Consider the following 23647-nt stretch of genomic DNA (forward strand, 5'->3'; position numbering starts at 1 on the left):
GAGTTCCAGCGGTCAGGCTGTGCTACCGGCGTCGACCGTCACCACGGTGCCGGTGATGTTCCGGCCGCCCTCGCCGAGAAGATATTCGACCATGGAAGCGACGTCGTCGGCTTCGGGCAGGTGGCGCAATGCGCTGCGGCTAGCGACACGCCGACGGCCTCCGTCGTCCAAGGACCTGGTCAATTCCGTATCGATGAAGCCGGGCGCGATCGCATTGACGGTGATGCCGACCCTGCCGACTTCGCGGGCCAGCGAGCGGGTGAAGCCAACAATGGCGGCCTTGGACGCGGCATACACGGACAAGCCGCTGTGGCCGGTCGAGGCGACGATAGAGGAAATGTTGACGATCCGCCCCGCGCCGTCCGCCATCATATGGCGCGCCACGTATTTGGTCAGGATCATCGGCGACAATACGTTCAGGCGAATCAAGGCCTCGATATCGGAATTGTGCATGGTCGCCAGCAGCCCGTCGGGACCAATCCCGGCATTGTTGACGAGGCCATAGATCGCGCCGAATTCGTCGCGGATCGATTTTGCGAAGACCGGGATCGCATTGGTCACCGCAAGGTCGCAGGCGCGGAAATGCAGGCGCCGTTGCGCTTCGCGGATTGCAGCCGCGAGCTCCTCGCTCTCGCGGCGCGCGACCGCGACCACATTATAGTCGCCGGACGCGGCGAGCCTGCGCGCAATGGCAAGACCGATACCGCGGCTGCCGCCGGTGACGAGGACGTTACGCATCGGTGCGCACCAGTTTGCCCGCTGCCGTGACGTCGAGCCGGTCGACGAAGCGGATCACCGCAGGCACTTTCCATGCTGCCAGGCAGTCCTTGCACTGGCTGAGAATCTCCGCGCGGATCGTCTCGTGGCGCTCCGAATCGGTGCCGTCGGCGAGGACGACATCGGCGACCACAATGGCACCGGTGATCGGGCTCCTGCGCGATCGCGCCCGCGACATCTGGACGGAGGCGTGCCGGTTGATCGCAGCCTCCACCTCCTCCGGATGCACCTTCAATCCGCCGATGTTGATGATGCCGCCGCGCCGGCCGACGAAGTGGTATCGTTCGCCGCGCCGCTCGACCATATCGCCGGTATCGACGAACCCGTCGGCGTCGGCGAGCGGCGGCGCATCGGCGCCGACATAGGCGCGCGCAGTGCGCTCGGAACGGATCCGCAGCGAGCCGTCGACCACCTTCATCTCGACGCCGTCGCGATTCCGACCGATTAATTGGGCCGGAAAACCCTCGCGCCCGTCGTCGACACTGAAACCGACACCGGCCTCGGTCGAGGCATAGGCGTGGCCGATCGACGCGTGCGGAAATGCGCGGGCGAGGCCATCGAGCGCGGCCTGGTCAGCAATTTCGCCCGAAAGGCGGACATAGTGCGGCGAGAAGTCGGCGGCCGCGCCGCTCATCAGGAGCTTGCGCCAGTGCGACGGCGTCCCGGAAATGTGGGTGACGCCGCCGGTGCGCAGCCGCGCCACATGGGCCGCGATGGCTTCCCCGGGGTCGGAAAGCACCATCGATCCGCCGCCGATCAAGGCCCGCAGGAAGATTTGCAGGCCGCCGTAGCGACGGATGTCGTAGAACGTCGCCCAGGTTGCGTTCCGGTAGCGCGCAGGCCCGTCGGCGATGATCGCGCCGGCGAGCCCATCGAGCGTATGCCGGACAATCTTCGGCAGTCCCGACGTTCCCGAGGTCAGCATCAGCCATTCGGTCGCACGGTCGGCCGCCCATCCCGCGATCCTCTGTTCGGGTAGGTCGATGCCGATAATGTTGTACTTGCCAGCACTACATCGGTGTAACGGCCGATCGGTGACGATGGTATCGATCCCGGCCTGCTCGAGCAGGACCTCTAGGCGATCCCAATCGAGGTCGGGCGGGCATAGAAGCATGCGGCGCGCGACGCCGTCGAGCTCGATCATTGCAAGCGCGGACAGCAGCTGTCCGGACGTCGCAAGCAGTACCGAGCGGCCGGACAGCTCGCAGGATCTGCCAGTCAAGCAGCTGTGCTGGACAATGTCCGTCAGCGATACAACGTGCCGGGCATCGGAAATCGTGCGGTTCTTCGGCTCCTGCCCGAGATACTGGCGCAGCGCGATGATGTCAGGCGGGGACATTCTCGTAGGCTCTGACAAACTCACCGAGGGTAGACGGGAAAGCTGCGTCCTCGGCGACGGTGAATGGATCGATACCGAGCTCGTCCTCCAGCCGCGCAACCAGGATGGCGAATGCCAGCGAGTCGAACCCGGTTTCGTTCAGTGACAGATCGTCCTCAAGCGGCGGAAGGGTGACCTTCTGCTCCTCGGCGATCTGCTTCATCGCGGAGAAAATCTTCGACTTGACCGTCATGGTACACCTCACATCTCGGCTTTCCGAGCCGATGCTAGAGCCTGATTTCGCCCGCAACGATGCGTGCGTAGACCGTCCGGTCGATCGAACGATAGTCGCCGGTCGCCGGATCGCGCACGAACAGCGGATCGCCCACCACCGAAGGATCAAATCCTTCGCGGATCAGCCGCTGCTTCTTTTGCTTGAAAGTGTCGGTCGCATCGAGCTCCCGGCACAGCCTGACAAAGGCTGGAACTGCATAGCGCGGAAGCCGATACGAAACGTGTTCTCTGAATATCCCGAAATCGAAACGTCGATCCACCACCAGGGCCGCCATGCCGGCGCGGCCATCGGCCCCGGAAACGGCAACGCCATAGGTCGAAGCGTCGAGAACGCCGAGACAGTCCCTTATTGCGTCGTTTACTTCGCTGGTCGCGACGTTCTCGCCCTTCCAGCGGAAGGTGTCGCCGACACGGTCGACGAAGTACAAATAGCCCTGCTGATCGCGCAGCATCAGATCGCCGGTGCGGAACCAGGCATCGCCTTCAGCAAAGACGTCGCGCAGAATCTTCTTCGCGGTCTCGGCGCGATCCGTGTAGCCCTCGAAAGGTACGCCGCCGCGATCGGCACTGCTGATACGCCCGACCGCCTCGCCGGTCTCGCCAGGTTCGCAGGCGATGCAGAGCCCGGCGTCGCTGCGGAGTGGGTTGCCGCTGTCGGCATCCACCTTGACGATCGAGGCGGGAAAGCGATGCGCCAGCACCGGCGGGATACGGCCGATCGCGCCGGGTTTTCCTTCGACGTTGAACAGCGAAAAATTGCCTTCCGTTGCGGCATAGAATTCGAGGATCTGCGGAATCTCGAACCGGGTGGCGAACATCTCCCAGATGTCGCCGCGCAATCCATTGCCGACAGCCAGCCGCAGCCCGTGTCGCGCCTCCCGTTCAGATGCCGGCGCCTTCAGCAGATAGCGGCAGAGCTCGCCAATATATTGGAAGACGGTGCAGTCGAAACGCGCGATGTCGTCCCAGAAGCTGCCAGCGGAGAATTTCTCTGCAATCACGACCGAGCCGCCCGCGCAGAGCATGCTGCAAGGAGCTGCAACGCCGCCCACGGAGTGATGAAGCGGCAGGCAATCGTAGAGACGATCGTTGGTGGACGCGTCCGTCAGTCCGGCAAACCATCCGCCCCAGCTTAGAATGCGGCGATGACTGACGTTCGCCGCCTTCGGTAGCCCCGTGGTGCCCGAGGTGTAGATGAGGAGCGCGCGTCCATCGACCGTGACGTCGCCGCGTTCGGCGGAGGACAGCGGGCGTGCCTCGAAGGCGGCGAGCGTCGCGTCCAGATTGCCGCTTGGGTCGCTGGTGCCAAGGCGCCAGCTTTGCGGCACGCGGTGCAGGTACTGACGTGCGGACTCGAACGCATCCACGCAATCGGCAGCAAGGATGACGTGATCGGCATGCGCGACGTCGATGCAGTGGGCGAGCGACCGGCCGACCAGGCTGGTATTGATCAGTGCCACCGTTGCGCCGACCCTGCTGATGCCGAGCCAGCAGGCGAGGTAGTCCGGCCGGTTCGGCATCAGCAGACAGACGGTGCGGCCGGCATGGAGGCCGAGGCTGCGCGCCCAGCGCGCATACCGGTTGATCCGGGCGGTGAGTTCTCCATAGGTGAACGATTGGCCGTCCGAGAGCAAGGCAGGTCGGTCGGGCTGACGCTGTGCCCATTCTTCCACGATGTCGGCGAACAACCGATGCGGCCGGGCTTCGAGCCGCGCCGTTAGCGCGAGGGCTTGCAGCCAGGTCTTGGCAGCCGAGCGTCCGCGCTGCGGCGCGTCGCGTCTGGTCGCCCGCTGGATCACGGCCGTCTTCACGACCTGATTAAGCAGTTGGGTTGGATCGACATCCGCTTCGTTGTCGAAGCAGCATCTCTGTTCAACTGGCTTCATCTCGAGCCGGGTCCGAGCTGGTCGAGGATCATCCGCTCCATCGCCTTCACCGATTGAAAATTTTCGGGCGTGATTGCGAGTTGGGGAAGGATCAGATCGAACTCGGCCTCAACCTTGAGCATCAGCTCGACCATGCCCATAGAGCTCAGCCCGATATCCACCAGCCGCGACTCCGGGTGGACATCGGCGGTGATCGCGTTCTGCTGGAGGACGCTCCTGACGACGGTTAGAACACGGTTCTGAACGTTGACGGTAAAGTTATGCATCTCAACGGCCCTCGCCGTGATCGCGCGTGATCACAATCGGGGCGACGATACCCAACTGCTCTTCCCGTCAATAGCTCCGCTTCCGAGGTACCTCGCTCGGGAGTGGAAGCTCCTTGACATCCACTTTTGCGCCAACGACGCAGCCTGGGAAGTGGGCTAGTTGTCAATTTTAGGCGGAATTCATCTCGACCTGCGTCGTCCAACCGTAAAATGCGAGGCTTTGGGCCATGAGTGTGCAGGAAGTCCAGTTCCGCGACATCGCCACGGAAAGTGGCCGAGTAACGTTCTCTCCCGACGGCTCCTCGTTCCGGCATCGGACGGCAAGTGTCGCGGAGGTCGCTGCGACGGAGGCTGAGGCGGTCGATCGCGAGGCGCGCTTCCCGCGGAAGGCGATCGACGCGGCGCGCAAGGAGAGACTTCTGGGCGCTCAGATTCCGATCGAGTTCGGCGGAGACGGTGCATCTATCTCCGAAGTGACCGATATGTGTTACGCGCTCGGCCGCGCCTGCGCCTCGGTCGGGATGATCTTCGCGATGCATCAGACCAAGATCGCGTGTCTGGTCCGCCACGGCGCGGGCAGCGGCTGGCACGAAAGTCTCATGCGCCGCGTGGCTGCCGAACAGCTGCTGCTGGCATCGTCTACCACGGAAGGCCAGAACGGCGGAAACATACGGTTCAGCTCGGCCGCGGTGGAGCGCGCTGGCGCCGAGATTTCGCTGGTGCGCGACGCGACGGTGATTTCGTACGGCGCCGAGGCGGACGGCATCGTCACCGTCGCCCGCCGCTCCGACTCTGCCGCCGGATCCGATCAGGTGCTCCTGGCTATCACCCGCGACGACTATACGCTGGAACCCACTCTCGCATGGGAGACCCTTGGCATGCGTGGGACCTGCAGCGCCGGGTTCAAGCTGAATTTCAGAGGCGCTGCGGATCAGATATTCCCCGTGGCCTACGAAAGGATCCATGCCCTGACAATGACGCCCGTCGCCCACCTGTGCTGGTCCTCGGTCTGGGCGGGGATCGCGGCTGCGGCGGCGGACCGAGCGCAGCTCTTCATCCGCAAGGCCGCCCGCGGGGCGGGCGGCAATATGCCTCCCGGCGCGGCTCATTTCACCGCCGCCAAAATGACGCTGACGAAACTGCGCGCCATCATCGCCGCGAATCTCCAGTTCTATGAAGCTCGCGAACGCGATGAGCGCGCGCTGTCGTCCGTCGATTTCCAGTCCTCGATCAATCTTCTCAAGGTGGAGGCCTCCGAGCTCGCGGTCGCCGCTGTTATGCACGCAATGCGCGCCTGCGGCCTGTCCGGTTACCGCAACGATACCGACGTAAGCATCGGTCGCCACCTGCGCGACGTGCTTTCCGCTCCGATCATGATCAACAATGATCGCATCCTCGCCAGCATAGGTACCGCTACGCTGATGAGCGCCGTCCCGGAGTCCCTGCGCGATTGATATTTGGTCCTCGAAAGGAAATGGGGCTCGATATGAACGTAGCCAAGTTTGCAACACCGCCGGAATCCGCTTCGCGTCCGTCCGATGCGCTGGACCATCTTACCGATTTGCTGTTCCACGAGATGGGTTCCCCGGGGGTCTATGGTCGTACCGCGCTCTATGAAGACGTCGTAGAGCGGCTTGCGGTCCTGATCTCGCGGCATCGCGAAGCGGACACCGAGGTGATGCGCTTCCCCCCCGTCATGAATCGCGCGCAGCTTGAGAGGTCGGGCTATCTGAAAAGCTTTCCGAACCTCCTGGGTTGCGTTTGCGGCCTGCACGGTACGGATAGCGAGATCCACGCCGCGGTCAGCCGCTTTGAGGCCGGCGGCGACTGGACGCAGTCGCTTTCACCGGCCGACCTCGTGCTGTCGCCAGCAGCCTGCTATCCGGTCTATCCGATCGCAGCGAGTCGCGGTCCCGTACCCGCAGGCGGTTGGCGTTTCGACGTAGCCGCCGATTGCTTCCGCCGCGAGCCCTCGCACCATCTCGATCGGCTGCAGTCCTTCAGGATGCGTGAATTTGTCTGCATCGGCAGCCCTGATCAGGCCTTCACGTTCCGGGAGCGCTGGATCGAGCGGGCACAGGAGATCGCTCGCGATCTCGGGCTGACCTTCAGGATCGACTACGCCAGCGATCCGTTCTTCGGTCGGGTCGGCCAGATGATGGCCCTGAGCCAGAAGCAACTGTCGCTGAAATTCGAACTGCTCGTGCCTCTGCGCTCCGAGGAGCAGCCGACTGCCTGCATGAGCTTCAACTATCATCGCGAACATTTCGGTGCCGCCTGGGGCATCGTGGATGCGGCCGGCGAGCCGGCCCATACCGCCTGCGTGGCGTTCGGAATGGACCGTCTCGCGGTCGCCATGTTCCACACCCACGGCGGAAATACGACCCGCTGGCCGATCGCGGTGCGGGACCTGCTCGGTTTCCCGCGGAACGGCCGGTAGGCGGCGCTGGAATTGGAGGACGTGCGATGCGCCAGGGACATCCCGAGATCGCCCGGGATCGAAAAGTCGGAGGACCCTCTTCCATGAGAAGAGAGACCATCGCCGTCCACGGTGGCTTCAAGGACGATCCGGTCACCAAGGCCGTCGCCGTGCCGATCTATCAGACCGCCTCGTACGCATTCGACAGCGCCGACCATGGAGCCGCGCTCTTCAACCTCGAAGTGGACGGCTTCCGCTACACGCGGATCGGCAATCCGACCAATGCGGTGCTTGAGAGTCGCGTCGCCGCCCTGGAAGGAGGCATCGATGCACTCAGCGTGGCCTGTGGTCAGGCCGCGGTGAACTATGCGGTAATCAATATCGCGGAGATGGGCACCAATATTGTCTCGGTCCCGCAGCTCTACGGAACCACGCATACGCTGTTCGCGTACATCCTGCCGAGGCAGGGCATTACGGTTCGGTTTTCGGACGACGACCGGCCGGCGAGCGTCGAAAGACTGATCGACGACGATACGCGGGCGGTGTTCTGCGAGAGCGTCGGGAATCCGGCCGGAAACGTCTGCGACATCGAAGCGATGGCCGACGTCGCGCACCGGCACGGCGTCCCGCTGATCGTCGACAATACGGTGCCGACGCCGATCCTGCTCCGGCCGATCGAATATGGCGCGGACATTGTCGTGGAGTCGCTGACGAAATTCATGGGCGGGCATGGCACCACGCTCGGTGGAATTATCGTCGACAGCGGCAGGTTCCCGTGGGCGGAGCATCGCCGCCGTTTCCCGATGATGAACGAGCCGGAGAAATCGTACCACGGACTGGTCTTCACCGAGCGCTACGGGGCCGCCGCCTATATTGCGCGTTGCCGCGCCGTCTCCCAGAGGACCACCGGCGCCGTCCTGGCGCCGATGAACGCCTTCCTGCTGCTCCAAGGCATTGAGACCGTCGCGCTGCGGGTCGAGCGGCACGTCGAGAATGGCGAGAAGGTCGCGCGGTTCTTGCGCAATGACCGCGGTGTCGGGTGGGTGAATTATGCGGGCTTTCAGGACAGCCCCTATTACGCGCTGACACAGAAGTATCTGGGTGGCCGGGCGTGTTCGCTGCTGACGTTTGGCCTGGCTGGCGGCTTCGAGGCGGGCAAGCGGTTCTACGACACGCTCAAGCTCTGCAAGCGACTGGTCAATATTGGCGACGCGAAAACGCTCGCCTGCCATCCCGCATCGACAACGCACCGGCAGATGTCGCCCAAAGAACAGGACAAAGCCGGCGTGCGGCCCGAGATGATCAGGCTGAGCGTTGGAATCGAGCACATCGACGACATCGTCGCAGATCTTGATCAGGCCCTCCGTGCGGCGAATTGATGTTACGTCAACGATGAAGGTATTCGGATGGCTGTCCTAGTCGACATAGATTCATACGAGCACCACCTCTTCTCGAGAGTACCGAGCGGAGGCACTTGCGCAATGGTGTCATCGGGAAAACGGGTGGAGTGCCTCGACATCGGGCTCATCAACAACATGTCGGATTCTGCCTTGATGTCGACCGAGCGCCAGCTCTTCGACCTGCTCGATGCGGCGGCCGGACGACTTCTCGTCAGGCTGCATTTCTATTCGATGGAGGCGACCCCCCGTTCGGAATGGGGGCGGGATTACGTGCGTCGATACTACCGCGGCATCGACGATCTGCTGAACAGGAGCCTGGATGGAGTGATCGTGACCGGTGCCGAGCCGAGAGCCGCCAGTCTGACGGAAGAGCCATACTGGACCACCTTCGCCGAGATCGCCGACTGGGCCAGGGAAAATACCGTGTCGTCGGTGTTTTCCTGTCTGGCCGTCCATGGAGCCGTCCTGCACATGGACGGCGTGGCGCGCCACAAGCTGCCTACCAAATGCTTCGGCGTCTTCGCTCAAACGAAGACGAGTCTTCATCCCTTGATGCAAGATGTGCCGAGGGCCTTCCGAATGCCGCATGCCCGGTGGAACGAGGTGCAGGAGGAGGATCTCTCGAACTGCGGATATTCGGTTCTCACCTGGTCGGCGGAGGCTGGGGTCGACTGCTTCGTCAAGCAGCAGAAGAAGAGCCTTTTCGTCCATTTCCAGGGCCACCCGGAATACGAAACCCGGACCCTGTTGGGCGAGTACAGGAGAGATATGGGTCGCTTCCTCCGCGGAGAGAACGAAGTCTGTCCGACGATACCGAGTGGGTATCTGGACGAGAAGGCGGAAGAGATGCTGATCGCTTTCCGACAGAAAGCCCTTTCCGACAGGCGCCCGGAGCTGTTCGCCGACTTTCCAGCCGATCAGGCGGCGAAGGATCTGAGCAACGTCTGGCATCAGCCGGCCAAACGCATCTACCGCAACTGGTTGTTGTACATGGTGTCGCAGCGAGCTGGGCGCTCAAAGCCGTCGGGCGCGCGAGAAGTGGCTCTCTCCGCAGCCGGAATTCCGGCGCGTCGCCATGGACGCAAGCTGGTTGCCGCTCGATCCGCACGCCTGGCGCGCTTGCTAAACCTGACCAAGAACAAGAAGCGGCTCGGATATTATGAGTGAGAGTTCGGACCATGATCCGATGCCGCGAGATAGGAACAGCCGATCTTGGCGCCATCGCCGATCTTCTCACACGCGGCTTTCCGATCCGCTCAAGCGACTACTGGATCGACGGACTCCGGCGCTTGTCCGTGCGCGAGACGCCCGACAGTTTCCCGCGCTTCGGCTACATGCTCGAGCATGACCGCAGGCCCGTCGGCGCTCTGCTGTTGATCCACACCGCACGGAACGATGGCGGCTGCACCTCCATCCGCTGCAATCTCTCCAGCTGGTATGTAGAGCCTGCGTTTCGCAGCTACGCACCGATGCTGACCAAGGTCGCGCAGCGCCACAACGACGTCACCTACGTCAATATCAGTCCGGCGCAATGGACTTGGAAAGCTATCGAGGCGCAGGGATTCCGCCGCTATTGCGGCGGCTTGTTCTTCTCCTTTCCAGCGCTGTCGCGTCCGGTCAAGACTATGCGTGTCGAGGTCGTGCGGCAGGACGCGCAGGCGGTCGACGGCTTGTCCGCAGCTGACGTCGCGCTGCTTGCACGTCATGCAGCCTACGGCTGCCTCAGCCTGGTATGCCGCGACGCCGATGGCCTCGCCTTTCCGTTCGTCCTCCAGTCGATGCACGTCGGTCGCATCAGGCTGCCGGCGCTCCAGATGATTTATTGCCCCGATGTGGCCGATTATGTCGTGTGCGCCGGCGCCATCGGCCGTTTCGTGCTCCGGCGCGGCCGGATATCGATTGCACTCGACGCCAATGGCCCCGTGAGTGGCCTGGTCGGCCTCTACAGGGAGCCGATCGGCTGCAAGTACTTCAAGGGTCCGCATTGCCCCCGGCTTGCCGATCTGTCGGATTCTAAGCTGGTGATCTACGGGCCATAGCGCAGTCGTTCCAGAATGGAGGTTCGTCATGGTTCCCGACACCAAGCCCGTCAGCCATTCGAGGACATGGACATTCTTCCGAGGCGAGTGGCACGAGGGCAACGTGCCGATCATGGGGCCACGCACCCATGGACTCTGGCTCGCCTCGACCATCTTCGATGGCGGGCGCGCCTTTGAGGGCGTTACGCCCGACCTCGATCGTCATTGCGCCCGCGTCAATCAATCTGCGGTCAACTTCGGGCTCAAACCGGTCGTCGATCTCGACGCGTGGCTCGGACTGGCGCGTGAAGGTATCGCCCGTTTCCCGGCCAATGCCGAACTCTATATCCGCCCGATGTACTGGCCCCAGAACGGCATCGGCGGCGGCGTGCTGTTCGATCCGGAAACGACGGACTGGTGCCTTTGCATCTACGAATCGCCGATCCCGGAGCCAGTCGGCAGCGCGATTACGATGTCGCCGTTCCGCAGACCGACCGCCGAATGCGCGCCGGCCGATGTCAAGGCCTCCTGTCTCTACCCGAACAGCTCCCGTGCGCTCAAGGAGGCCGCCGCGCGCGGCTTCCAGAATTGCCTGATGCTGGACATGCTCGGTAACGTCGCTGAGTTCGGCAATTCCAACGTGTTCATGGCAAAAGCGGGCGTTGTCTATACGCCGGCGCCAAATGGTACCTTCCTGAACGGAATCACGCGGCAGCGCGTGATCGAACTCTTGCGCGGAGACGGCATCGCGGTGTTGGAGGCAACGCTGCGCTACGCCGATTTCGTCGCCGCGGACGAGATCTTTTCGACCGGCAACTTCGCCAAGGTCGCGCCCGTGATCCGGATCGACGACAGGCAACTCAAGCCCGGGCGCTTTTATGCGCGTGCGCGAAAGCTATATTGGGATTTCGCACACGAGGCGAAGCTTGCGGCGTGAGAGGGGATGTGCCGCCAGCTGCTGTCCGTGCTTCATGCGAAGGGCCGGCGATCGGTCATGCCGGCGCCGCTCGCTGTCCGAGGTGCGGAATGCCCGGTCAGCGGATGGTTTACGCAGGGGAGGATTACTCCTTTTGATCCGCGTTACCACTCTATGGAGCACGCGTAATCTTCGGGCCAGACATTATAACTCGATCCAGTTGGCGGCAGGGTGTTTTTGCCAACGACGGTTGCGATGTCTGTCACCTCCAAAGAAGGGATTGTCCTATGTTGAAGTACTATATTGAGACCAGGGAAGCGTTGAAGCATCTGCGCACGGACCAGGACGGCGTTGTGTCGTTCGAGTACATCATCGTCGCGGCTTGCATCATCGGCGCAGTGTCTGCAGCGTTCGGTACCGGAGCTGGTGGTGCCATCGCGACGGCGCTGACCGGCGGGATCGGCAAGATCACCGCGGCTTTCACCGCCGCCGTATAAATACGGTATCTGACCCGGAGGGGGGCATCGGAATATGCCTCCCGCTTAGGGTTGGTCGTGGTTCATCTTGCAAGAAGGATTCTCCGATGTTGGACTATTACATCAAGACCACCGAGGCCTTGAAAAATCTGCGCGACGATCAGGACGGCGTGGTGTCGTTCGAGTACATCATCGTCGCCGCTTGTATCATCGGCGCAGTAGCTGCTGCGTTCGGTACGGGAGCCGGTGGTGCTATCGGGACGGCCTTGTCTACCGGCATCACCACTATCACCACAGCTTTTACTGCGGCCGTGTAATAAAGCTGTCTGACGCCGGAGGGGCATCGGAATGTGCCCCCCCGCTTCTTAAAGTTCTCATGTGACCCCACTCTAAGTGTGTTGATGTGCGCTCGCTTTTCTTGAGGCTGCATTTCGTGAGTTGGATCGTTCCCATAACCTCGTTTCTCGAAATCCTGTTGTTGCTGTATGTCGCAACAATTGATGTCGCGACTCGCTTGATCCGAAATGACATCTGCCTGGCGCTGGCGCTCCTCGGGATCGCCGGTCAATTGGTCAGCCCGATGCAACTTGTCGAATCCCTGATCGCGGCGGCGATCCTGTTCTTGCTGCTGTTCATGATTTATCAGCGGGGGTGGATTGGTGGCGGCGACGTCAAGTTGCTGGTTGCCTTGGCGATGGGCCTCCCGCTGACAGGCGTCATCCAGTTGTTGACCGTAACCGCGATGGCCGGCGGCGTTCTTGCCCTGGCGCATTTGATGATGCGCCTCTTGCCATATCCCAGGCTGGCACCCGCCGGCTCGTCATTCGTACGCCGTGTCTACGCGATCGAGCGTTGGCGCCATTTGCGGCGTGCACCGCTGCCCTACGGAGTCGCCATAGCGTGCGCTGGCATTTTGACCGTTCTGAACCGAGGACTTTGACATGTCATCCAGTCTGCGTCTGTCGATCATTTTCGTGTTCTTGCTCGCAACTGTTGCGCTCGGGCTCATTGCTTACAACATGAACATGCCGAAGGCGCAGATCCCGGTGCTGGAGGTTACGGAAAAGGCGCCGGCGCCCACTGTAGGATACCTTGTCGCGGCACACCCGCTACCGAGGGGGACGCTGGCTCGCGATGACGATTTTACAGTGCGGTCGGTGCCGTCGTCGGACGCCGTTCCAGCAGGGGCACTCCTTGATACGGCCGACGTCAAGATCGGACTTCGCGGAGCTCTGGTTCGCAACTTCCTCGACACCGGTAGTCCTGTCACATCAAAAGACATCTTGCACCCGCGCGAGCGGGGTTTTCTCGCCACCGTCCTGGCACCGGATAGCCGTGCCGTCAGCATCAACGTGGATGCGGCGTCTGGTGTCTCTGGACTGATCTGGCCGGGTGACTATGTGGACGTCGTGTTGACGCAGGAGTCGACGACAGCGATGGCGGCCGAGAACAAGAATCCAGACCATCAGCATGGCACGCTGAGCGAAACCGTCGTTCAAAATGTTCGCATTGTCGCGATTGACCAGGAGATCGTGCAAGCCGGCCCGGCCGGCAACGCGGCGGTCGGAAAGGTCGCGCATACTGTATCGCTGCAGCTCGCACCAGAGCAGGTCAAGAAAGTTACGGTCGCAGCACAGCTCGGCAAGCTCACCCTGGCGGTTCGATCCGCGGTCGATCGACAGGATGTTGCCGACTCGGACACCACCGTGGTGGTCTATGCCCGCAATGGCAGCACGAAATACTCGGTCAGGAAAGACGATACAGGAAATGCGCGCACCATGTTGAGTGGCGATGTCTCGCCGGAATTTGCGCGACAAAGTGCCGTTCGTTGGTAAGGAGGGGGCAATGGTGAACGTCAACATCGCAGAGGTGGGGCCGGCCGAAGCAACGACATCCGTCGTCACGCGCAACCGGATCGTCTGTTTCGTCAATGACGAGCTTAGTGCCGCAGCTCTGCGCAAGGGCCTCGAAGGCACCAACTTGTCGATCAGGCGCGGCACGATCCGCCATGCCACACGGATGCTCGAAACCGATACGGATCTGTTCGCAGTGGTAGCTGATATCAGTGGGATCGATGATCCGTTCACCGAACTGGAAAGGTTGGCCGGTGTCTGCCCACCCGACGTCCAGGTGGCTCTGATCGGCGAGAGCAGGGAGATCACCTTCTACCGCGAGCTCATGGAGATCGGCCTGACGGAATATCTGCCGAGGCCGCTCACGCGGGACATCGTGCTGGATCAGCTGCGTCCGAAGCTGCTGGGCGACGTGGCGCCGGGTCCGACCGATCGTGGCGGGCACGTGATCTCGATCTGCGGCGCGCAAGGGGGCGCGGGAGCGACGAGTGTCGCGATCAATCTCGCACTGCAACTCGCCGAAACCACCAAGGCCAAGGTCGCGCTGCTCGATCTTCATCTGCAAGGCGGCGAAACAGCCGTGATGTTGGGCGTTCGGCCAGGGCCAGGGCTGCGCATCGCTCTGGAAAACCCGATGCGGGCGGACACGCTGTTCCTTGAACGCGCGGCAATCGATGTCAACGAACGGGTATGCCTGATTTCCGCCGATGAGGACCTGGATGCGCAGCTGGACATCACCGAAGCGGGCGTGAGGCACGTGCTGGGCCTGCTTCGTCAGCGGTTCAATTACATTGTCGTCGATATGCCCGTCCCGTTTCCGCCGTCCCTCCATCCGGTGATCACACACTCGCGCCATGTGCTCGTGCTGCTGGAAGCCGAGGTGACGGGACTTCGCAATGCCCATGCACTGCGCGCCGCCGTCACCAACATCGCCGGCAAGGATCGGGTCTTTACCTTGCTCAATCGCGCCGGTCGCCCCGGGGGCCTTCCCAGGGCCACGATCGCCAAGGCTTTGGGCGCAGAACCAGACATGGTGATTCCCGATCTCGGGAAAGGGATGACCCAGGCAGTCAATCTCGGAATTCCGGCTCTCAAACACGTATCAGGACTGCGACGTCACCTCGCCCCGATTGTACGGGAGATCTCGGGCGTGGGCGCCGAGCCGAAGGGACGGTTGAGGAGGCTGCTCGGGCTATGAAGAGATTTGGTAGGCGCGAAGACGATACGCCGGCTCGTTTGCCTGCATTGGCGCCAAGCTTGCCCGCACCGGCACCAAGCCTGGCTGCATCGACGCCAAGGCGCGACGAACCTTCAACTCAGCAGCCCGCGATGCTGGCGTCGCTGCGCGAACGCGTCATCGAGCAGATCGAGCCATCGGTGGCTGCAACTGTTTCGCGCGACGTTCTTCGGCGGCAGATCGAAGAGATCATCCACGGAATCGCCAACGAGGAGCGGCTCGAACTGTCGGGCCGCGAGCAATTTCAGCTGGCGGACGAACTGGCGGACGACATGACCGGCTACGGGCCGCTTCGTCCGCTCCTGCTGGACGAATCGATCAACGACATCATGGTCAACGGGCCGAGCAACATTTATGTCGAGCGAAAGGGCAAGCTGGAACGGATCGCGGTGCGATTCCGCGACAATGGCCACATCGCGTCGGTGGCGCAGAAAATTGCTGCACAAGTCGGACGCCGGATCGACGAATCCAGTCCGATGGTGGATTGCCGCTTGCCGGATGGAAGCCGGGTCAACATCATCTTCCCGCCGCTGGCGATCCATAGCCCCTGCATATCCATCCGAAAATTTCCAAGTCGCCGCCTGGACATGGCCGGCATGATCGCAAACGGCTCAATGACCGCGGCCATGGGACAGTTGATGGAAATTGCCGCCCGGTCCCGGCTCAATGTTCTGGTCTCCGGCGGTACGGGGTCCGGCAAGACGACGCTGTTGAACGCCATGAGTCAATTCATCGATCACAGTGAGCGCATTGTCACCATCGAGGATGCAGCGGAGTTGCAGCTTCAACAGCCGCACGTGATCAGCCTGGAGACCCGGCCTCCCAGCCTCGAAGGCACGGGGCAGGTGACGCAGCGCGATCTGGTGTGGAATGCGCTGCGGATGCGTCCTGACCGGATTGTCGTAGGCGAGGTGCGCGGAGCCGAGGCGTTTGACATGCTCCAGGCGATGAACACCGGCCACGATGGTTCGATCTCCACGGTGCATGCCAACTCCGCCCGCGATGCGCTGACGCGTATTGAAAACATGGTGCAGATGGGACAGCCGAATCTGCCGCTGCGGGCCATTCGATCTCAGATCGTGGCTGCGCTGGATATCATCGTGCAAGTGGAGCGCATGCGGGATGGACAGCGTCGCGTGATCCAAATCAGCGAGGTGATCGGCCTGGAAGGCGAGGTGATCACCACCAATGACATCGCGGCGTTCGAGTACGAGCAGGAAGACGTTCACGGGCGGATATCGGGCAGCTACCGGTCCACCAACGCAATCCCGAAGTTCAAGAGCCGTCTCACCTATTATGGGCTGGATCGAGCCTGGGTCGAAGCCATGAGGCAACTGTAATGCCGGAGTTGACCATCATTGACCTGGTGCTCCTGTTGTACGCGGCAGCCGTGGCATTGTGGCTCGACGCGCGGGGAAGGCGCATCGACCGTCAGCTGGCAGTGGCCCTGCCGGCTTCGCATTCGGCGGACCTGCCCTCCATTCGTCGGTTGGAGGCCGAGTCCCGGTGGCAGTTTCTCCACCGTATCGTCGATTACAAGGTTGGGATGGATTACGCCTGGCACCCCGCATACGTGCTGTTTGCCGGCGCGACCGCAGCGGCCGCGATCCTTTATGCCAATACTGTGCTGCATTTTCCTGACGTTTACGCCTATCCGGCGGCTGCAATTGTGGCGGTCATGGTGGTGCGGGGGCTGTTCGGATGGCAGCGGCGTCGGCTTGCCCAACAACTGTTTCGACAGCTACCCGACGCGATCCAGCTGGTGACAAGTACAGTTCGCTCCGGGCTGCCCGTGAACGAAGCATTTCGAACCATCGCTCGCGAGATGCCGCAACCAACAGCTGGACAGTTCGCCATCGTTTGCAGCGAAATCAGTATGGGGAGACCTCCAGAGGAGGCCGTAGACGCCGTCTATCGGCGAACGCAAGTGGTCGAGTATGGGATCTTCGCGGTGACACTTGCGGTCCAGCTGAAGTCAGGAGGCAGTTTGACCGAAACCTTGCAGACTCTGGGAGACACTGTGAGGCAGCGCGTTGCGCTCGCCGCGCGCGCGAAAGCGTTGGCTGGAGAAGTGATCTTTTCCTCACGCGCGCTTTCAGTCTCGCCCGTCATCGTGGGTGGGTTACTCTACGCGATCAATCCGGAAACGGTCGATCTGCTGCTCTACGATCCGACCGGAAACAGGCTCCTCGCTTACGCAGCAGCCTCGGTGATTATCGGGTCCCTCGTGATACGTTGGATGGTCAGAAGGGAAACAGAGCTATGACCTTTGGTCTCAGTTTGGTGGCCCTCGCCATAGCACTTGCGACTGCGACTCTCGTGTTGATCATCCACGAACTGCACCTTCGTGCGCTGAACATGCGGGTGACGAGCGCGGTGATGGGCGTTCCCGGCCAGTCCGCGCCCTTCCGGGACATGGCCGGTTGGCTTTCATCGCTCGGCAAGCGGTATCGGCGCTTTTACTCTTCAGAAAATCTGGAGGAGCTCCGAACAATCGTTCAATCGTCAGGTTTCAATCCTCATCGAACCTTGCCGATCTGGATCGGTGTCAAAACAGTCAGCACGTTCGTTTTCCCGATCGCTGCCTTGTTTGCTGCGCAGCTCCTTGGGAAGTCTCTGACTGACCTGCTGATCTTCACTCTCATTGGCGTGGTGATCGGAATTGTAGGGCCGCGGCTGATCCTGTTGGTGATGAGGCGGCGATTCAATGCCGGCATTCGGCTGGGCACGCCGGACATGATCGACTTGCTGGTTGTTTGCAGCGAGGCGGGAATGGGTCTGGAGAGCGCGCTGGAACGCGTCGCAGAAGAAATGAACCAGACGAATCCTGCGATGACCCGGGTCTTAAGCGGCCTTCTTGATGATCTCCGCATATTGCCAAATCGCACCGAGGCATTCGAGAAACTGGCATCTACGTCCGAAGGACTACGCCGGTTCGGCATCATGGTTGGCCAAAGCCTGCAATATGGAACGCCGTTGAGCCAGGCGCTGCGCAGCATCGCTGTCGACCTTCGGCGAGAACGTATTACCAATCTGGAAGAAAGAGCACACAAGCTGGGCGCCAAGCTGACCATTCCGATGGTGTTGTTCATGCTTCCAGCCATGTTCGTCATTCTGGGCGGAAGTCCGTTTCTGCACCTCGTGCGTACGTTCTCCAGCATCGGGGGCAAGTAAGCCATGAGCACGGTTGCCCTGTCGAAAAACTGGTCTTACGAGCGGACGATGCAGCTGTTTGGCAGCATGTGGTTCATGCTGCTGGCACTTTGTGTCGCCGTCAGAATTGGGTCATTGACCGAGCCCTGGCCATCGCTTTTGTCGAGCTTTTGCCTTGCCATCTTCTACGTGCTCGTGGCGCTGATGATCATGACCCGGCCGCCGGCGAAGGCGCAAGCGGATGGCCTGCCGCCTCGAATAGCTGCGTTCGTCGGCTCCTATTTGCCATGGATGATCAGCTTTTTCGGCGCCACCGACCAGGCGTCGCTAAACCTGCTGTCAACCGCTTGCGTGCTGATCGGCATGGTCATGATGCTTGTCACGATCCGGCACCTGGGGCGGGCGTTCAGCCTGGTGCCGCAGGCACGATCGGTGGTGCAAACCGGTCCCTATCGAAGGATCAAGCACCCGCTCTATTTGTCGGAAGAAATCGTGGTGCTGGGCGTCGTGCTGCAACACCTGTCATCGGTCACGGTGATCGTGCTGATCCTGCATATCGGCGTCCAGGTTTGCCGAATTCTTTACGAAGAAGACCTGCTTCGGCGCAATTGCCCTGAGTATTCCCGTTACGAAGCGTCGCGCTGGAGATTGATTCCTCATGTTTGGTGAGCGGCCGCAAATGGCTGCTGATCGATATGTTGCTCGTCGTGATCTGCGCCGGTCCGATACTGACTGAGGTGCCAACGTGCTGCATTTGCCCTGTCGAAATAGGCTCTCGCGCGGGAGAGCGATTTTCATTGCAGATCGGCGCGGCGCCGTCGCGTTCGAGATGCTGATCATGTTCTTTATCCTGGGGACGGGCCTGATGCTGCCGCTTGCCGACCTTGCTGCCGCGGGCTTTCGGTTCGTAGCTGCATGGGAGGCATTGCGCGCCCTTGGGCAAACGATCCAGTACAACCCGCCACCTGACGTTACCAATTGGTCGAGCTGGAAGTCGACGCTTCCCACGTCAGTGTCAGGTTATCCCATCAACAATCTCCAGGTGGTTTGCAGCGATTCCATGGCTGCCTGCTCCGCAACCAACTTTGATTCGCCCAAGCATTATACGTACACGACGACCGTCACCATCGCGCCCTTGGTATTGAGCGCGGCGATGTGTCGAAGTGGCAACGCCGATCCTTGTTCGTTCACATTGTCTTACGCAGAACGGTTTCAGTAGGAGTGTTCCATGCGCAGCTTGCTCCGTTGCCGCCGAGGGTCAGCCGCATTCGCAACCCTGATCGCCCTGGTGCCGCTGGTCGGCGTGGTCGCACTCGGGGGCGAGGCGGGATCGTGGTACGTTACCAGGCAACACGCGCAGAATGCGGCCGATGCGGCGGCCTATTCGGGTGCCGTTCAGCAATTGTGCTTATCGGATCCATCATCGTGCACGGTTACACAAACAATGGACTATCGCGCCAAGCAAGCCGCGGCACAGAATTCGTTCTGCAACGCGGGCAGTACCTCCTATCCCGGCTCCACGTGTGGCACCAGCCTTCCGGCCGGAGTCTCGCAGACCGTCACGATCGCTTCGCTCGGTTCATGGAACGGGACAGCCGGAACTTTCGTTCAGGCCACTGTTAGCCAAACACAGCCGACCTATCTGGCGGGTGTGCTTGGTTTGAATACTGTCACGATACCCGCGACAGCCGTTGCCACAGTAAACACTGTGACGTTCCCGCCTTGCGTTCTGACATTGACAGGCTCTATCAGTTTCCAAGGCAGCCCGAACATCAATGCGCCCAATTGCGGCATGGCCTCGAACGATAAGGCCGCCAATGCAATAAACTTTACCGGCGGCGGGATGACGATGAATCTCGGCTCGCTATCGACTGTCGGTGGCTGCACGGGTGCCGCGTCGTTCTGCAACACGGCGTTGACGTATATGCCGGCGCCGACCGTCAATCCCTTCTCCGCCCTTGATGGGGCCCTCACCACGTTGTGCGGAGCGAACCCCACGCTCCCCGCCAAATGCGGTCTTCCAACTTGCAAGTCATTGGGGCTCGGTACGTCGCTCGTCGCTTACACGGCCGCCAGCAAATGCACGAATGACGGTATCTCGACGACGGGCAACACCGCTTTGAACTTGGCTAGCGGGGTATCTGTGTACTTCATATCCGGTACACTGACCCTCAAAGGCGGCTCCTCGATCACCTGTAACAGTCCATGCACAGGAGTGACCTTCATTCTGCTGCCAGGGGCGAACATTGACACGAAGGGGGGCGGCACGCTCACCCTCCAGGGGCCGGCAACTGCCCCGAGCACCTCGTCGCTTCCCGCGGCCCTTCAGTCCTATGCGAGCTTGTTCCAGTACATGTCCATGTACGATGCTTCAGCGACGGCGGTGAAATTCGGTGGAGATAGCAACATCACCCTCACAGGAAACATCTACGCGCCGAACGCATCAGTGACGTTTCAGGGCAATCCGACGATCGCCGTAGGCGGTGCAGGCGGTTGTGGCCAGTTGATCGCCGCTTCGATCGCGTTCAACGGTAATGCCACCTTTGACACCACAGGGTGCCCGACGCAAACGAAGCTGCCTAAAAGCCAGTATGTCCAGTTGGTGCAGTGATGAGAAAGCTCGATCAGCGCGGCATGGCGGCGTTCGAATTCTGCCTCGTCGCCGTACCGCTTTTCACCTTGATGTTCGCCATCTTCGACCTGGGGCGTTACGCGCTCACCATGCAGTCATTGCGGTCACTCGCCAACGCTGGCGCGCGGACAATCATGATCAACTGCTACACGACTGCCTCGATCCAAAAAACAGCCCCTACTGGCTGCACCGGTGATCCCATACCTGCCGCGGAGTCCAAAAAGGCCGTTGCGCCGTTCCTGTTCGCGGGCGGTCTCTCGCCTACACTGAGCTCGGCTGCGGGAGCCTCCGCACTGACGATTACGGCGTCTCAGCCGAGCTTCAAAATGCTGATGCCGGTATGGGGCACAGCACTTAATGCGCCGACCACGTCCACCACAATTCCTTTCTAGCAAGGTCCCAGGCGTCATCCTGGAATGCGGTTGGATTGCGGTGCGCGATAGAGGGCAGATCGTCCCGGTTGTCTGAAAAGGTTTTCCGAAAATCGATAGGGCTTGCCAAGCCGGGGGGAACCCCTCCACGGCGGCCATGCAGGATAGTTCCAAGCCGACAGAGAAAGTGATGCTCGCTGGCAACATTCGCAGGTTTTCTCTGGTCTTGCCGCGTTGCGGTAAGCCTCTCTTCTTGCAACGAGGCGGCAGGAGGGATGATGATCTGGGAAATACGAAATAACGATTTGTAATGGGATGACTTGTAAGCTCTGCGACGTGATGCGCGTAGGGGAACTCTTGGGGACATCGAGCACGTAGATTTGCGGGGACAGCCGCGGATCGCAGTGGGGGACTCGAATGATGGGTGGCGGTCGCGTTTCAGGTAAGACGGTAGGGGGGCTTCGCACCTCGAGCGTAATCGCTCTTGGTGCTGCGCTTGCCTTGTTTGGGTTCGTTGACCGCGCGGAGGCTGCGGACCGGCGGGGCTCCTCCGGCGGCGGCGTCTTCGTCAGCGATATGAACGACGTCCAACGGGTCAAGGTGGTCGTCAACAAGTCACGCACCTTCAAGGTCGATACGGCTTTTTCGACCATTGTCGCCGGGTCGCCTGATATCGTCGACGTGAAGTCGCTGAGCGATCACCTGATCTACGTCCAGGGCAAGCAGACCGGCACCACCAACGTCATCCTGTTTGACAGTTCGATGAAGCAGATCGGGATCCTCGACGTCGAGGTCGTGATCGATACCGGCAATCTCCAGCAGAACATCCGGACCGGCACCGGCATGCAAGGTATTCGCGTCTCGGCCTCCGAGGGGCAGGTGGTGCTCAGCGGAACCGCCGCCGACGCGGTTGCGGCTGAGCGGGCCATGGCGATCGCTACCAGCAGCGTTGCGAAAGGCGGAACCGTCGTCAACGCGATGAGCGTCGCGGCGCCGCAACAGGTGATGCTGGAGGTGCGCTTTCTCGAGGTGAATCGGGACGCCGGTCGCGACCTGGGCGTCAACCTTTATGCGGCGAATGCCAACGGCACTAACGTCGGTCATACGGGACTGGGCGGTGTGACCGCGGCCGGTCGATCACCGATTGGTGGTATTAACACGAACAACGGTCCCCTCGGCGCTGGCGGTGGCGCTGTCGGTTCTCCCCCGACGGGCAGCCTTCCGTTACTCGGAACTTTGGGAACGCTCGCCGGTACTGCGGGCGGTGTGTCCCCGATCCCGTACGGAAGCTTGTTGACCAGTATTGTAAGGACCGCCAACGGCGGCTCGGTCGACCTGCTGATCTCTGCATTGGAAACCAAAGGATTGGCCCGCCGCTTAGCGGAGCCAAACTTGACCACGCTTTCCGGCGATGCCGCTCGCTTTCTGGCCGGCGGTGAATTTCCAGTGCCTGTAGCGTCCACGGCCGGTACCGCTGGTCTCGTACCGACAGTGACTATCGAATTCAAGAAGTTCGGCGTTGAGCTGGCTTTCGTGCCCACCGTTCTCTCGCGCGGCGTGATCAACCTGCGGGTCGAGCCGTCGGTCAGCGAGCTCGATTTCGCCAATGCGGTGCAGATTGCGGGGACGGTCATTCCGGCGCTGACCCGCCGCGACGCGCGGACCACGGTCGAGCTGCGCGACGGACAGAGCTTTGCGATCGCCGGGCTGCTCCAGACCCGCAACCGGCAGGACGTTTCGCAATTGCCATGGATTGGCTCGGTGCCAGTGATCGGAACCTTGTTCAGCAGCAAGTCGTACCAGCAGCAGGAAACCGATCTCGTCATCATCGTGACGCCGCGCCTGGTCGCGCCGGCGGCACCCGGCCAGCGACTGGCGTCGCCGCTGGACTCTCGCCTGCCGGCCAACGACGTCGATTTCTTCCTCAATGGTCAGATGGAAGTCCGCAAGCGTTACGACGATTATGTCAATTCGGGTGGCGACGTGAAGGGTCCCTACGGCCACATCATCGCTCCTGAAGTCAGGGCGCCCGTTGTGGCCCCGGCCGCTGCTGTCGACCAGCCGGTCGTGAAAACCCTCAACTAGAGGAAGCGAGAGATGACCATCAGATATCTGGCTCTGTTCGCACCCTTGCTGCTCGGCGGATGCTATGGCGTCGCCGGTCATGACGAGGTGGACCGCTACTTCCAGCGTTCCGACACCATCACGATGAGCGCTGGCGATGCCAAAGAGGTCAACGCCGTCACACACACCATCCATCCCTGGCCGCGCTACGTCGCTGACCGAAGGATCGCGTACGACGCTCGGCGGGTGGGCGCCGCCGTGACACGTTATGGCGAGACGAAACGGCCCGTGGATCAGCTTCCCGATATCGGACCGGCGACGGAAGCGATGGGCCAGCGGCCTCCCGTCACCCAGAATATCAACATAGAAGGATTGCCGCCTGGAGCGAACGCTGGAGTATCCGTGCCGGTCGGCGCAGCACCGAACAGGTAGGGAGCCAACGGGCCTTAGCTTTGGGAAATTCAACGATGATATTTCAACGAGCCCGCTGAGCGGGCGGGGACAAGGGTTATGCGGCGCATCATCTTAATGCTGACCTGTTGCTGGTTAGGAACGGGCCTTGCGGCG

The 23647-nt window shown here is 61.5% G+C and carries 25 protein-coding genes; 20 read left to right on the forward strand and 5 right to left on the reverse strand.

Features of this window, described 5'->3' with window-relative positions; all coding sequences use genetic code 11:
- Positions 1–12: 12 nt before the first annotated feature.
- Genes ACP2YP_RS11655 through ACP2YP_RS11675 form a run of 5 tightly spaced genes read right to left on the reverse strand, consistent with a single transcriptional unit; the run spans position 13 to position 4541 of the window.
- Entirely contained in the window at positions 13–738 is a 726-nt protein-coding gene (locus ACP2YP_RS11655) for an SDR family NAD(P)-dependent oxidoreductase (protein WP_426424265.1), read from the reverse strand.
- A complete protein-coding gene (locus ACP2YP_RS11660; protein WP_426424266.1) occupies positions 731–2116 on the reverse strand; it encodes a class I adenylate-forming enzyme family protein in 1386 nt (461 codons plus the stop codon). Before ACP2YP_RS11660 ends, ACP2YP_RS11655 begins: the two co-directional genes overlap by 8 nt.
- Complete coding sequence (locus ACP2YP_RS11665) at positions 2103–2348, reverse strand: acyl carrier protein (RefSeq protein WP_426424267.1); 246 nt, start codon at positions 2346–2348, stop codon at positions 2103–2105. Before ACP2YP_RS11665 ends, ACP2YP_RS11660 begins: the two co-directional genes overlap by 14 nt.
- Positions 2349–2382: 34 nt before the next feature.
- Entirely contained in the window at positions 2383–4275 is a 1893-nt protein-coding gene (locus ACP2YP_RS11670) for a long-chain-acyl-CoA synthetase (protein WP_426424268.1), read from the reverse strand.
- A complete protein-coding gene (locus ACP2YP_RS11675) occupies positions 4272–4541 on the reverse strand; it encodes a phosphopantetheine-binding protein (protein ID WP_426424269.1) in 270 nt (89 codons plus the stop codon). The genes ACP2YP_RS11670 and ACP2YP_RS11675 overlap by 4 nt, the downstream gene beginning before the upstream one ends.
- A 227-nt stretch (positions 4542–4768) precedes the next feature.
- On the opposite strand from ACP2YP_RS11675, the gene ACP2YP_RS11680 reads away from it, so the two are divergent.
- From ACP2YP_RS11680 to ACP2YP_RS11775, 20 genes are all read left to right on the forward strand, one after another.
- Positions 4769–5995, forward strand: a complete 1227-nt coding sequence (locus tag ACP2YP_RS11680) for an acyl-CoA dehydrogenase family protein (protein ID WP_426424270.1) — start codon at positions 4769–4771, stop codon at positions 5993–5995.
- Positions 5996–6027: 32 nt separating this feature from the next.
- The gene (locus tag ACP2YP_RS11685; protein WP_426424271.1) at positions 6028–6981 is read left to right on the forward strand and encodes an amino acid--[acyl-carrier-protein] ligase; all 954 of its coding nucleotides are present in this window, start codon (positions 6028–6030) and stop codon (positions 6979–6981) included.
- 83 nt (positions 6982–7064) lie between these two features.
- Positions 7065–8339: an O-acetylhomoserine aminocarboxypropyltransferase/cysteine synthase family protein gene (locus tag ACP2YP_RS11690; RefSeq protein WP_426426110.1), complete on the forward strand. Its 1275-nt coding sequence runs from the start codon at positions 7065–7067 to the stop codon at positions 8337–8339.
- Between the two features lie 27 nt (positions 8340–8366).
- Positions 8367–9527, forward strand: coding sequence for a homoserine O-succinyltransferase MetA (gene metA / locus ACP2YP_RS11695; protein WP_426424273.1), 1161 nt, complete (start codon positions 8367–8369; stop codon positions 9525–9527).
- An 11-nt stretch (positions 9528–9538) separates the two neighbouring features.
- Positions 9539–10399, forward strand: a complete 861-nt coding sequence (locus ACP2YP_RS11700) for an acyl-CoA acyltransferase (protein ID WP_426424274.1) — start codon at positions 9539–9541, stop codon at positions 10397–10399.
- 28 nt (positions 10400–10427) lie between these two features.
- Positions 10428–11315 (forward strand): branched-chain amino acid aminotransferase, encoded by an 888-nt coding sequence (locus tag ACP2YP_RS11705; RefSeq protein WP_426424275.1) that lies wholly within the window; start codon positions 10428–10430, stop codon positions 11313–11315.
- 266 nt (positions 11316–11581) lie between these two features.
- Positions 11582–11791 carry a hypothetical protein gene (locus ACP2YP_RS11710; RefSeq protein WP_426424276.1) on the forward strand — a complete coding sequence of 70 codons (210 nt, stop codon included), beginning with the start codon at positions 11582–11584 and terminating at the stop codon, positions 11789–11791.
- A gap of 86 nt (positions 11792–11877) precedes the next feature.
- A complete protein-coding gene (locus ACP2YP_RS11715; protein ID WP_426424277.1) occupies positions 11878–12087 on the forward strand; it encodes a hypothetical protein in 210 nt (69 codons plus the stop codon).
- A gap of 107 nt (positions 12088–12194) precedes the next feature.
- A complete protein-coding gene (locus ACP2YP_RS11720; RefSeq protein ID WP_426426111.1) occupies positions 12195–12710 on the forward strand; it encodes an A24 family peptidase in 516 nt (171 codons plus the stop codon).
- A gap of 1 nt (position 12711) precedes the next feature.
- Complete coding sequence (gene cpaB / locus ACP2YP_RS11725) at positions 12712–13605, forward strand: Flp pilus assembly protein CpaB (RefSeq protein ID WP_426424278.1); 894 nt, start codon at positions 12712–12714, stop codon at positions 13603–13605.
- Positions 13606–13615: 10 nt separating this feature from the next.
- The gene (locus tag ACP2YP_RS11730) at positions 13616–14821 is read left to right on the forward strand and encodes an AAA family ATPase (RefSeq protein ID WP_426424279.1); all 1206 of its coding nucleotides are present in this window, start codon (positions 13616–13618) and stop codon (positions 14819–14821) included.
- A complete protein-coding gene (locus ACP2YP_RS11735) occupies positions 14818–16200 on the forward strand; it encodes a CpaF family protein (RefSeq protein ID WP_426424281.1) in 1383 nt (460 codons plus the stop codon). Before ACP2YP_RS11730 ends, ACP2YP_RS11735 begins: the two co-directional genes overlap by 4 nt.
- Positions 16200–17126: a type II secretion system F family protein gene (locus ACP2YP_RS11740; protein WP_426424282.1), complete on the forward strand. Its 927-nt coding sequence runs from the start codon at positions 16200–16202 to the stop codon at positions 17124–17126. The genes ACP2YP_RS11735 and ACP2YP_RS11740 overlap by 1 nt, the downstream gene beginning before the upstream one ends.
- The gene (locus ACP2YP_RS11745) at positions 17123–18034 is read left to right on the forward strand and encodes a type II secretion system F family protein (protein WP_426424284.1); all 912 of its coding nucleotides are present in this window, start codon (positions 17123–17125) and stop codon (positions 18032–18034) included. Before ACP2YP_RS11740 ends, ACP2YP_RS11745 begins: the two co-directional genes overlap by 4 nt.
- A 3-nt stretch (positions 18035–18037) precedes the next feature.
- On the forward strand, positions 18038–18682 hold the full coding sequence (locus tag ACP2YP_RS11750) for a methyltransferase family protein (protein WP_426424285.1): 645 nt from the start codon (positions 18038–18040) through the stop codon (positions 18680–18682).
- 160 nt (positions 18683–18842) lie between these two features.
- Positions 18843–19232, forward strand: a complete 390-nt coding sequence (locus ACP2YP_RS11755) for a hypothetical protein (RefSeq protein ID WP_426424286.1) — start codon at positions 18843–18845, stop codon at positions 19230–19232.
- Positions 19233–19241: 9 nt separating this feature from the next.
- Positions 19242–20624: a pilus assembly protein TadG-related protein gene (locus tag ACP2YP_RS11760; RefSeq protein WP_426424287.1), complete on the forward strand. Its 1383-nt coding sequence runs from the start codon at positions 19242–19244 to the stop codon at positions 20622–20624.
- Complete coding sequence (locus ACP2YP_RS11765) at positions 20624–21037, forward strand: TadE/TadG family type IV pilus assembly protein (RefSeq protein WP_426424288.1); 414 nt, start codon at positions 20624–20626, stop codon at positions 21035–21037. The genes ACP2YP_RS11760 and ACP2YP_RS11765 overlap by 1 nt, the downstream gene beginning before the upstream one ends.
- Positions 21038–21436: 399 nt before the next feature.
- Entirely contained in the window at positions 21437–23101 is a 1665-nt protein-coding gene (locus tag ACP2YP_RS11770; RefSeq protein ID WP_426426112.1) for a type II and III secretion system protein family protein, read from the forward strand.
- Positions 23102–23113: 12 nt separating this feature from the next.
- Complete coding sequence (locus tag ACP2YP_RS11775; RefSeq protein ID WP_426424289.1) at positions 23114–23512, forward strand: hypothetical protein; 399 nt, start codon at positions 23114–23116, stop codon at positions 23510–23512.
- The last annotated feature ends 135 nt before the right edge of the window (positions 23513–23647 follow it).

Source organism: Bradyrhizobium genosp. A (assembly GCF_049949275.1).
GTDB lineage: Bacteria > Pseudomonadota > Alphaproteobacteria > Rhizobiales > Xanthobacteraceae > Bradyrhizobium.